The organism is Pseudoxanthomonas beigongshangi, assembly GCF_016820515.1.
Lineage (GTDB): Bacteria > Pseudomonadota > Gammaproteobacteria > Xanthomonadales > Xanthomonadaceae > Pseudoxanthomonas_A > Pseudoxanthomonas_A beigongshangi.
The window spans coordinates 1-11255 of the sequence record NZ_JADHDV010000047.1 but is presented as its reverse complement, the minus strand read 5'-3'; the positions used below and the strand labels follow the sequence as shown (position 1 = coordinate 11255).

The window sequence follows — 11255 nt, the reverse complement described above, 5'->3', positions numbered from 1 at the left end:
CGGCGTCCGCACCCGCGCCCCAACCCGTGCCGGCTCGCCCGGCCACGCCCGCCCCGGCCTCACCGGCCCGTCCGGCGCGCGCCAGCGAGGCCGAGCAGACCATCCGGGTGGACACCAAGCGGCTGGACGCGATCGTCAATCTGGTCGGCGAACTGGTGCTGTCGCGCAATCGCCTGAAGACCCTGCGCGCACGCCTGCGCGACGAGGAACTGGATCGCGCGGTCAGCGGCCTGGACATCGCCACCGCGCGCTTGCAGAACGCGGTCATGCGCACCCGCATGCAGCCGGTGGGCAAGGTGTTCTCGCGCTTCCCCAAGGTCGCCCGCGACGTCGCCCGCTCGCTCAAGAAGGAAGTCGATCTGGAGCTGATCGGCGCCGATACCGAGCTGGATCGCAACCTCGTCGAGGCCTTGTCCGATCCGCTCGTGCACCTGGTCCGCAACGCCATCGACCACGGCATCGAGCTGCCCGACCTGCGCGAGGCCACGGGCAAGCCGCGCAGCGGCCAGGTACGGCTGGCGGCGCAGCAGGAAGGCGACTACGTCACCATCGAGATCCGCGACGACGGCGCCGGCATCGATCCGGAGCGGCTGCGCGACAAGGCGCTGGAAAAGGGCCTGATCGAACCGGAAGCCGCCGCCCGCCTGTCGCACGACGAATGCCTGCAGCTGATCTTCCTGCCGGGCTTCTCGACCAAGACCGAGATCACCGACATCTCCGGCCGCGGCGTCGGCATGGACGTGGTGCAGTCGCGCATCCGCGAACTCAGTGGACAGATCCAGATCCATTCGCAGCTCGGCCGTGGCAGCCGCTTCCTGATCCGGGTGCCGCTGACCCTGGCGATCCTGCCGACCCTGCTGGTGCAGGCCGGTGATCCGGTCTACGCGCTGCCGCTGGCGCGGGTGATGGAAGTGCTGCACGCGCCGGCCTCCAGCCTGCGCTGGTTCGACGGCCAGGCCGTGCTGGATCGGCAGTCCACCACCCTGCCGCTGGTGGATCTGCGGCGCTGGCTGGGCGTGGAGGCGGTCAAGGCGCCGCTGCTGACCATCGTGGTGCTGCAGATGGGCGACCAGCGCTTCGGCCTGGTCGTGGACCAGGTGCGCGGGCGCGAGGAAGTGGTGATCAAGCCGCTCCCGCGCGCGGTGCGCGGCCTGCGCGGCTATGCCGGCGCGACCCTGATCGGCGATGGCCGCATGGCGCTGATCCTGGACGTCGACGGCCTGCGCGAAGCGGCCGCGTGAATCCGCGCCACCCGCTCCCTTCCCCCGCTNGAATCCGCGCCACCCGCTCCCTTCCCCCGCTCGCGGGGGAAGGTGCCCGAAGGGCGGATGGGGGCAACACGCCCCCCGTAAAGCGGAACACGCTTCGCTGCTTTTTACACACACGAATGCCGCCCCGAAGGAACAGACCGGTCACGGACTCGCGGATTCGTTGCGATGGCAGGAGCTCGCGGCCGGAGGCCGCTCCTACCTGGTCCGGCATTGCGGCAAACCTGAAACAAACCGGTAGGAGGCCTCCGGCCGCGAGCCCTTCCGCCCTCAACCGAAAGCCGAACAGACCCCGCTAGCGCACCCGTCCCCAACCCGCCAACTCAAGTCCGGACCGCCAGCGCCGATACCACTGCATATGGACATCTTCAGCCTCATCGGTCTCATCCTCGCCCTGGTCGCCCTGGTCGGCGGCAGCATCCTCAAGGGTGCCGGCGTGTCGTCGCTGTGGTCCTCGGCGGCCTTCGTCATCGTCATCCTCGGCACCGTCGCGGCCATCCTGGTGCATACGCCGCCGGCGGTGTTCAAGCGCGCGGTGTCGATTGCGCGCTGGGTGATCCGCCCACCGGGCGCCGATCACGACGGGCTGGTCGCGCAGATCGTCGAGTGGAGCAACATCGCCCGCAAGCAGGGCCTGCTGGGGCTGGAGCCGCTGGTCAACGAACAGAGCGATCCGTTCCTGAAGAAGGGCCTGCAGATGCTGGTCGACGGGCTGGAACCGGAGGCCATCCGGCACATGCTGGAAATCGACCTCAACAGCCAGGAGCACCAGGATCTGGCCGCGGCCAAGGTGTTCGAAGCGATGGGCGTGTACGCGCCGACGCTGGGCATCATCGGCGCCGTGTTCGGCCTGATCGCGGTGATGAAGAACCTGGCCGACCCGAGCAAGCTGGGCCACGGCATCGCCGCCGCGTTCACCGCCACCATCTACGGCATCGCCTCGGCCAACCTGTTCTTCCTGCCGGTCGCCAGCAAACTCAAGAGCGTGATCGGCGGACAGAGCCGCGAGCGCGAAATGATCATCGAAGGCCTGATCGCGATTGCCCAGGGCGAGAACCCGCGCAACATCGAATCCAAGCTGGCCGGCTTCCTGCACTGATCGGGCACCCGCATGGCACGCCGGAAATCCCACGAGGAACACGTCAACCACGAGGCCTGGGCCATTCCCTACGCCGATCTGATGACGTTGCTGCTGGCCTTCTTCGTGGTCATGTACGCCATCTCCACCCTCAACGAGGGCAAGTACCGGGTGATGGCCGACGCGCTCACCGCCGCGTTCGGCGGCGCGCCGCGCACGATCAATCCGGTCCAGGTCGGCAACCACCAACTGCAGGGCGCCGATTTCGATCGCCCCTCGCCGATCAAGTCCGGCGCCAAGCAGGGCCCCTCCGCCCCTTCGCCGGCACCCAACGTGACCCTGCTGGCGGCAATGGCCTCGCAGATGAACATGAGCGTGGACGCCAAGGGCATGCAGAACGCCCACCAGCAACTCGACGCCATCGCCGACAACATCGAGAAGGCGCTGGCGCCGCTGGTCGACCAGAAGCTGGTGGTGGTGCGCCGCGCCGAACTCTGGCTGGAAGTGCAGATCAACAGCGACATCCTGTTCGCCACCGGCTCGGCAGCCCTGGAACCGGCCGCGCAGAGCACCGTGTCCAGCCTGGCCGACGTGCTGGCCGGCGTGCCCAACGGCGTGCGCGTGGAAGGCTACACCGACGACCGTCCGATCCGGACCTACCAGTTCCCGTCCAACTGGGAACTGTCGGCGGCGCGCGCGGCCAGCGTGGTGCACCTGTTCGTGCGCGACGGCATTCCGCCGGAACGACTGGCGATGATCGGCTACGGCGAGTTCCGTCCGATCGGCGACAACGCCACCGTGGAAGGCCGCAACAGCAACCGCCGGGTGTTGCTGGTGATCCTGGCCAGCGAGGGCGAACACGCGCCGGGCGGATCGCTGCCGGCGATCGCCGCCGCACCCGCGCTGCCGGCGATCGCGCCGGCGCAGGCCGAAACATTGACGCCCGCGACGGCCGCCGACGCCGACGCGATGGCGCCCACCCTTGAAGGAGGATCCAACTGATGCGCGTGTGGGCAATCGCCAACCAGAAGGGCGGCGTGGGCAAGACCACCACCACCCTGGCGCTGGGCCGTGGCCTGGCGATGCGCGGCCAGCGCGTCCTGCTGATGGATCTGGATCCGCACTCCTCGCTGACCCGCGCCTTCGGCCTGCCCGCCGAGCCGGCACCGGCCGGCGTGCTGGATCTGTTCGACCAGCCGACCGCGGAGCTGGGCCCGCTGGTGCGCGAAACCGGCATCGACAATCTGTCCTTCGTCGCCGCGCAGACCGCGCTGGCCACGCTGGAACGCCGCAGCGCCACCCAGCCCGGACTGGGCATGGCGCTGGCCAACGCGCTGGCGCGCGGCGGCCAGGACTACGACTATGTGCTGTTCGACTGCCCGCCCACGCTCGGCCTGCTGATGGTCAACGCGCTGGCTGCGGCCGATCGCGTGATCATCCCGACCCAGACCGAACCGCTGGCGCTGCATGGCCTCAATGGCATGTGCCGGACCGTGGACATGATCGAACGTTCGCGCCGCCGCCCGCTGCCGGCCTCGGTCCTGCCCACCCTGCACGACAAGCGCACCCGCACCGGCAACGACACCCTGCGGCAGATGCAGGAGACCCATGGCGATCGCGTGTGGGACGACGCCATTCCCAACGACACCCGCATCTGCAGCGTCGATGAACTGGTCAAGCCGCTGTCGGCCGGCCAGTACCCGGGCCGCGGCCTGTCCGCGTACCGCCGCGCGCTCGAGTGGCTGCTGGGCTGCGATCGCGTGCAGATGGAGCAGGCCGCGTGAACGCGCAACCGGCGCTGGACGACTATCTGAGGGATCTGCTGGGCGGTGACGTCGCGCCCGCGATTGCCCCGGCCGTCGCCGCGCCGGCTCCGCCGCAGCCGTTCCTGGCGGTGGTGAATGCACCGGTGCCCGCGCAGGCGGACATCGCGTCGCCGGACATGCCTGCTGGCGTGCCCGCCGTGGTGGCGGAGCTTGCGACGGCCGGCGAGCCACACGATGACGCCGGGGCATTCGATCCGACGCACGAGGAAGTCCTGGAACGCCTGCTGGCGACCACCCGCGGCATCGCCGTGGCCGACGATCCCGACGCCATCCTCGCCCTCCAGCAGGTCGAAGCCGCGCCGGCGATGATTGCACCGGCGACTGCCACCGAGCGCGCGCCCATGACCGTCGAAACCGTGGCTGTCGAAACCGTGCCTGTCGAGATCGTGCCTGTCGAGACCGAGGCCATCGAACCTGTCTCCATCGAATCCGAACCGCTCGAAATCCCGTCCGTGGACAGCACACCGGCGGCAGCACCACCCGCGATGGCGCCGATGGCCACGGCGGATCTGATCACCGACGACGAATTCGAGGCGCTGCTGGACCAGTTGCACGGCGGCGCGGCGCCCGGCGCAGAGGCGCCCACCGGTGCCGCGACGGCGCAGGCCGAGCCGACTCCGCCCGCGCCAATGTCCGTCGCCGCGGCACCCACGCCGGCCACGGTTCCGTCCCGACCGGCGCCACCGCCTCCCGCGCGTTCCGCATCTTCGTCGCCCGCCATCCCCGCCTACGCCAAGCCGGTGTTCGACATGCTGCAGAGACAACGCGACGACGAGGACAACGCCCCGGCCAGTTCGCCGCACGGCGAGCGCCGGCGCGCCAGCGACCGCACCACCCGCTGGCTGCGGATGCGCTGCGACGACCAGCACTACGCACTGGAACTGCTGAAGGTGCAGGAAGTCGTCCTGCCGGCCACCCTGCTGCCACTGCGCGGCGCGGCCGCGCACATGCTGGGCGTGATGAACCTGCGCGGCCAGGTCGTGCCGGTGATCGACCTGGGCCTGTACCTGGGACGCGCCGAAATCGTCCCCGACAGCCAGGTACGCATCGTCGTGCTGGAGGAAAACGGCGAAATCCTCGGCCTGCGCGTCTCGGCGGTGGAGGACGTCACCCGCCTCACCGAGCAGCAGATCGAACCACCGGACAACACCCGCATGTGCCGCATCACCCATCCGTTGTTTCGCGGCGTCGCCCGGCTCTCCGGGCGGACGGTGATTTTGCTGGATGCTTCGGAGTTGTTGGGCTGAGGGGCCGGGATTCGGGATGACCGGCCATGCGGCCGTTGAAAGCCGGGATTCGGGATTCGGGATTCGGGATTCGGGATTGGGGATTGGGAAAGCCAAGCTTTTCCTCCCCCTTTGAAAAAGGGGGACCGAGGGGGATTTGCTCTTGGCGCCAAGCAAATCCCCCGTCGACCGCTACGCGCTCGCCCGCCCCCTTTTCCAAAGGGGGCTATCCATATTCGTTCCCACGGCACATCCCAAGTCGCGACGCACTTCCCACTTTTCCACGCGCCGGCTCAAGACCTGCCCGGTCCGGCCGATACCACGCAGGAACCGACCCATCGGAGCGATGATGAGCGCAGTACCCCTGGGCGCGGACCTCGGCATCGAGGCCGCCAGCGATCTGAAGCAGCAACTGGTGCCGCACCTGGCCCAGCCGCAGCCCTTGCTGCTGGATGCCGGGACCGTGCAACGCGTGCACACCGCCAGCCTGCAGGTGCTGTGCACCTTCTTCCGCGAACGCGAACAGGCCGGCCGCGCCACCGCCTTCGCCGGCAGCAGTCCCGCCTTCCGCGACGCCGCCCGCCTGCTGGGCCTGGCCGATCGGCTGGGTCTTTCCCCTTCCGACAACAACGATTCGAAAACTGTGGAGAACGCCGCATGAGCGCACGTATTTTGGTGGTGGACGATTCGGCCTCGATGCGCCAGATGGTCGCATTCGCCCTGACTTCCGCCGGATACGCCGTGGACGAGGCCGAGGACGGCCAGGTCGCCCTGGGCCGCGCGCAGGGACAGCGTTTCAATGCGGTGGTCACCGACGTCAACATGCCGAACATGGATGGCATCGCACTGATCCGCGCCCTGCGCGGGCTGCCCGACTACAAGTTCACCCCGCTGTTGATGCTCACCACCGAATCGGCCGCCGACAAGAAGGCCGAGGGCAAGGCCGCCGGCGCGACCGGCTGGCTGGTCAAGCCGTTCAATCCGGAACAACTGGTCGCCACCATCCAGAAAGTCCTGGGCTGATCCGCGCCCGCTTCCGACGACTTCCGCCCTTTCCTGACGCCGCCCGGGTTCCGCACCGATGAACATGGACATGCAACGCTTCCACGCCACCTTCTTCGAGGAAAGCCGCGAAGGGCTGGAAGCGATGGAAGCGGGCCTGCTGCAACTGGAACAGGGCAACCGCGACGGCGAGCTGATCAACTCGATCTTCCGCGCCGCGCATTCCATCAAGGGCGGCGCGGCCACCTTCGGCTTCGACGCGGTCGCCGGCCTGACCCACGTGCTGGAAACGCTGCTGGACGAACTGCGCGCCGGCAAGCGCGACGTCGCCACCCCGGCGATCGACGCGATGCTGGCGTCGGTGGACGTGCTGCGCAGCCTGCTGGCCGAAGCCGAGCACGGCCATCCCGCGGATCCGGCGGCGGTCAAGGACGTGCACGCGTGCCTGACCGCGGTGCTGTCCGGCGACGCCGCGCCCGCCGCCAGCGCCGCGCCGGCGGCGAAGGACGCCGCGCCGGAAGGCTGGCGCATCGGTTTCACCCCGGCGCCCTCGCTGTTCATGACCGGCAACGATCCGCTGCGGATCCTGCGCGAACTGGAGCATCTGGCGCCGCTGGAAGTCGCCTGCCGGATCGATCGCCTGCCCGGCTTCGAGCAGATGGATCCGCTGGAAGCCTATCTGGCCTGGGATCTCGGCCTGCTCGGGCCGGTGCCGCGCACCGCCGTCGAGGAAGCCTTCGCCTGGGTCGTCGATGACTGCGAACTGGATATCCAGCCGATCCCCGCCGCGATCGCCGCGCCGTCCGCTCCGGTCGAGGCCATCACCCTCGCCGCTGCCGGCAACGCCGGCGCCGCCGCGCCCGCGCCGGCCGGCAACGACACCGCCGAGAGTTCAATCCGCGTCAGCGTCGACAAGATCGACGGCCTGATCAACCTGGTCGGCGAACTGGTGATCACCCAGGCGATGCTCAAGCAGGTGTCCGGCCTGCTGGATCCCGGCCAGTGCGAACGCCTGTTCGCCGGCCTGGACCTGCTGGAACGCAACACCCGCGATCTGCAGGAAGCGGTGATCGGCGTGCGCATGCTGCCGGTGGACGCGGTGTTCCGCCGCTTCCCGCGGCTGGTCCGCGACCTGTCCTCGCGCCTGGGCAAGCAGGTCCGCCTGCGCACGATTGGCGAGGGCACCGAACTGGACAAGGGCCTGATCGAACGCATCGCCGATCCGCTGGTGCACCTGGTGCGCAACGCGATCGATCACGGCCTGGAAATGCCCGACACCCGCCGCGACGCGGGCAAGGACGAAACCGGCACCATCACCCTGGCCGCTTCGCACCAGGGCGGCCACATCGTCATCGAGGTCAGCGACGATGGCCGCGGCCTCAACCGCGAGCGGATCCTGGCCAAGGCCGCCGAGCGTGGCCTGCACGTGCCGGAGAATCCTTCCGACGCGCAGGTCTGGGATCTGATCTTCCAACCCGGCTTCTCCACCGCCGACGCGGTCACCGATCTGTCCGGCCGCGGTGTCGGCATGGACGTGGTGCGCCGGAACATCCAGGCGTTGGGCGGCGAAGTGCAGCTGGAAAGCAGCGCCGGCCACGGCACCCGCGTGGTGATCCGGCTGCCACTGACCCTCGCCATCCTCGACGGCATGACCGTCGCGGTGGGCGAGGAAACCCTGATCCTGCCGCTGGGCTACGTGCTGGAAGCGCTGCAACCGCAGGCCGAGGACGTGCGCACGCTGGCCGGCGAAGGCCGCGTGCTGCGCGTGCGCGGCGAATACCTGCCACTGTTGTCGCTCAACGAGTTCTACCGCTACGGCCATGCGCGCGTCGCCCAGCCGTTGGTGGTGGTGGTCGAGGGCGACGGCCAGAAGCTGGCACTGGAAGTGGACGAGTTGCTCGGCCAGCAACAGGTCGTGGTCAAGAACCTGGAAAACAATTACCGGCGCGTGGACGGGATTTCCGGCGCCACCATCCTGGGCGACGGCCGCGTCGCCCTCATCGTCGACGTGGGTGGACTGGTGCGCTCGCTGCGCATGCCGCAAGCCGCCTGATCGCCCCGCCACCTCTCCTCTTCACCGCCGCCTGCACGCGTGGCCGCCTCCGGGTGGCCGCGCAGGGCGTGCGCTTGCCAGATCCTTCCATCATGAAATCCGCTGTCGTTTCCCGCCATTCCCTCGCCCTGATTCCGCTGCTGGCCCTCTCCGCCCCGCACGCCTCCGCCGCCGAAGGCGACGCCACCGGTACGCAGATCAAGCCGTGGCCGCCGCGCATCGTGTTCGCCAACGGCACCGAGCTGGCCGCCACCGGCAACTACGCCTACGATCTGGTCCGCTTCGACGGCGAGGGTTACGGCACCGCCGCCACCGCGCTGGAGGACGACGAGGACTTCCGCCGCAAGGAATTCGGCTTCACCCTCAAGCGCAAGGGCGTCTACGACGTCACCGCCAGCTACGACTTCCATGCCGACACCTGGATGGACGTGGCGTTGCGGGTGGAAACCAGGGCGCTGTTCGGCCACGACGCCGGCAAGCTGCGCATCGGCCAGTTCAAGTTGCCGGTGGGTTTCGAGGGCTATACCTCCACCCGCGCCGGCAGCTTCCTGGAGAACTCGCTGCCGACCCAGGCGTTCTACGAAAGCCGGCGTGTCGGCGTGGAATGGGCATTCGAGCGCCCCACCCATCTGTGGAACCTGGGCTACTTCTTCGGCAACGATCTGCAGGGCAACAACCGCGGCACGACCCTCGCCGCGCGCGCCGCGTGGACCCCGCGCAAGCAGGCCGGGCACGTGCTGCACCTGGGGCTGTCGGCGTCCGAGGAACATCCGCACAGCGAAGTGAATGGACGCGGCCAGACCGTGCTGCCCGGCGTGCGCTGGCGTGCGCGCCCGGAAACCGCGCTCACCGACACGCGGCTGGTCGATTCCGGCACCCTGACCCGGGTCGACCGCATCCGCCGCGAAGGCGTGGAAGCGCTGTGGATCGAAGGGCCATGGTCGCTGCAGGGCGAATACCTGCGCCAGCAGACCACCCGCGACGCCGGCCTGCGCGGTTACTCGGCCGACGGCTGGTATGTCGCCGGCAGCTGGCTGCTCACCGGCGAATCGCGCGTCTACAACGCCGGCAACGTCGCCAACCCGGTGCCCGCGCATGCCTACGGCGCGTGGGAACTGCTGCTGCGCCACAGCCGCATCGACCTGGACAACGGCGGCATCCGTGGTGGCCGCGAGAACAACTGGACGCTGGGCGTGAACGCCTATCTCAACCGCTACTTCCGCCTGCAGGCCAACCTGACCCGGGTGGATGCCCAGCGGGCGGGACGGCGGGCGGATCCACGCATCCTGCAACTGCGCGCGCAGTTCTATTTCTGATTCAACCTGCCCGGCCAAGCCCCGCGTCCGCGCCACGCGTGGACGCGGCGCCGGATTACGTTTCGACGTCGGGCGCGCCCTTACGACCAACGCACCGTCAAGTTCCAGGCGGTGCCGCCGCTAGTAGCGGCATGACATTCCGTCACCGACGCACGCGGCCACACGGGGAGGCTCCGCGCGCCGTTCCTCCTGGAGAGAGAAGCAAGCAATGAACTGGTTCCGCAACCTGCCGATCGCCCGCAAGCTGGCGGTGGCCTTCACCGTCACCGTCATCCTCACCGTCCTGCTGGGCGCCCTGTCGCTGTGGCGGCTGTCTGTGGCCAATGCGCAGATGCTCGCCGTCAACGAGAACTGGATGCCCGCTGTCCAGCACCTGGGCGAAATGCGCGCCCAGCTCGGCGAGTACCGCACCTACGAGCAGTCGCAGCTGACCAAGCAGGGCCAGCCGGAGGAAATCGCCGACTACGAGAAGAAGCTGGTCGATACCCGCAAGCTGATTGACGCCGAGGAAGCGGCGTACAACGCCATCCCCATCGAATCAAGCGCGAAGGAAAAGGCGATTTACGAAAAGGTGAAGAAGGCGCGCGCCGCCTACTTCGAGGCGCACGACCGCATCTCGGCGGCGGTGGCGGCCGATGATTTCGAGGCCGCGAAAGCCATCTCCACCAACGAATCGCGCTTCCTGCGCCGCGAACTGTTCAACCAGCTCAAGGCACTGTCGCAGTACAACGTGGACAATCTGGCGGCGGAGGTCGCCGCTTCCGAGCGTGCCTACTCGCGCACCGTGCTGGCGATGTGCGTCGGCCTGGGCGTGGCGGTGCTGCTGGCGGTGTTCCTGGCCATCGCCATCACGCGCTCGATCACCGGCCCGCTGGCCCAGGTCGTGCGCGCGGTGAACGCGGTGTCGCGTGGCGATCTGTCAATCAAGGTCGAACGCGGCCACCGCGACGAGTTGGGCCAGATGCTCGCCTCCACCGACGAGATGATGAAGATGCTGCGCCGGTTTTCCGACGAGACCCAGCACATGGTCCACATGCACGCCGGCGAGAACATCTCCCAGCGCGTGTCGGAGGATTTCCCCGGCGTGTACGGCGACCTGGCGCGCGGCATCAACACGATGATGTTCGAACATCTGGACGCCATCGTCGACGCCATCGCCATCCTCAACCGCTACGCGATGGGCGATCTCTCGCAGGACGCGCGCCGCCTGCCCGGCCAGCGGGCGATGCTGCACGAGTCGATGGATCGCGCCAAGGCCAGCCTGGCGGCCATCAATGGCGAGATCAAGCGCCTGGCGGCCGCCGCGTCCGTGGGCGATTTCAGCCAGCGCGGCGACGCGCAGCGCTTCGAACATGATTTCCGGGTGATGATCGACGGCCTGAACGCGATGATGGCGGTCAGCGACACCAACCTGGGCCAGTTGTCGCAACTGCTCCAGGCCATCGCCCGCGGCGACCTGACCACCCGCATGGACGGCGACTTCCAC

The 11255-nt window shown here is 68.7% G+C and carries 10 protein-coding genes; all 10 read left to right on the top strand.

Annotation, left to right across the window (positions count from 1 at the left end; genetic code table 11):
• Positions 1-1241, top strand: a 1241-nt coding sequence (locus tag IQ458_RS19095; protein WP_203323794.1) for a chemotaxis protein CheA, incomplete at its 5' end; no start/stop codon positions are given.
• 385 nt (positions 1242-1626) lie between these two features.
• On the top strand, positions 1627-2367 hold the full coding sequence (locus tag IQ458_RS19090; RefSeq protein WP_183636974.1) for a flagellar motor protein: 741 nt from the start codon (positions 1627-1629) through the stop codon (positions 2365-2367).
• Between the two features lie 12 nt (positions 2368-2379).
• The gene (gene motD / locus IQ458_RS19085) at positions 2380-3348 is read left to right on the top strand and encodes a flagellar motor protein MotD (RefSeq protein ID WP_183636976.1); all 969 of its coding nucleotides are present in this window, start codon (positions 2380-2382) and stop codon (positions 3346-3348) included.
• Positions 3348-4130, top strand: coding sequence for a ParA family protein (locus IQ458_RS19080; RefSeq protein ID WP_183636978.1), 783 nt, complete (start codon positions 3348-3350; stop codon positions 4128-4130). The genes motD and IQ458_RS19080 overlap by 1 nt, the downstream gene beginning before the upstream one ends.
• Complete coding sequence (locus IQ458_RS19805) at positions 4127-5419, top strand: chemotaxis protein CheW (RefSeq protein WP_328805238.1); 1293 nt, start codon at positions 4127-4129, stop codon at positions 5417-5419. The genes IQ458_RS19080 and IQ458_RS19805 overlap by 4 nt, the downstream gene beginning before the upstream one ends.
• Before the next feature lie 328 nt (positions 5420-5747).
• On the top strand, positions 5748-6059 hold the full coding sequence (locus IQ458_RS19070; RefSeq protein WP_183636982.1) for an STAS domain-containing protein: 312 nt from the start codon (positions 5748-5750) through the stop codon (positions 6057-6059).
• The gene (locus IQ458_RS19065) at positions 6056-6421 is read left to right on the top strand and encodes a response regulator (RefSeq protein WP_183636985.1); all 366 of its coding nucleotides are present in this window, start codon (positions 6056-6058) and stop codon (positions 6419-6421) included. Before IQ458_RS19070 ends, IQ458_RS19065 begins: the two co-directional genes overlap by 4 nt.
• A gap of 58 nt (positions 6422-6479) precedes the next feature.
• On the top strand, positions 6480-8453 hold the full coding sequence (locus IQ458_RS19060) for a chemotaxis protein CheA (RefSeq protein WP_203323793.1): 1974 nt from the start codon (positions 6480-6482) through the stop codon (positions 8451-8453).
• A gap of 92 nt (positions 8454-8545) precedes the next feature.
• Positions 8546-9769: an OprO/OprP family phosphate-selective porin gene (locus IQ458_RS19055; protein ID WP_203323792.1), complete on the top strand. Its 1224-nt coding sequence runs from the start codon at positions 8546-8548 to the stop codon at positions 9767-9769.
• Between the two features lie 208 nt (positions 9770-9977).
• Positions 9978-11255 (top strand): MCP four helix bundle domain-containing protein (locus IQ458_RS19050; protein WP_203323791.1); only part of this gene is annotated, 1278 nt, incomplete at its 3' end.

Coding starts and splice junctions, on each gene's coding strand:
- IQ458_RS19090 (WP_183636974.1), top strand. CDS start 1,627: ATGGACATCTTCAGCCTCATCGGTCTCATCCTCGCCCTGGTCGCCCTG.
- motD (WP_183636976.1), top strand. CDS start 2,380: ATGGCACGCCGGAAATCCCACGAGGAACACGTCAACCACGAGGCCTGG.
- IQ458_RS19080 (WP_183636978.1), top strand. CDS start 3,348: ATGCGCGTGTGGGCAATCGCCAACCAGAAGGGCGGCGTGGGCAAGACC.
- IQ458_RS19070 (WP_183636982.1), top strand. CDS start 5,748: ATGAGCGCAGTACCCCTGGGCGCGGACCTCGGCATCGAGGCCGCCAGC.
- IQ458_RS19065 (WP_183636985.1), top strand. CDS start 6,056: ATGAGCGCACGTATTTTGGTGGTGGACGATTCGGCCTCGATGCGCCAG.
- IQ458_RS19060 (WP_203323793.1), top strand. CDS start 6,480: ATGAACATGGACATGCAACGCTTCCACGCCACCTTCTTCGAGGAAAGC.
- IQ458_RS19055 (WP_203323792.1), top strand. CDS start 8,546: ATGAAATCCGCTGTCGTTTCCCGCCATTCCCTCGCCCTGATTCCGCTG.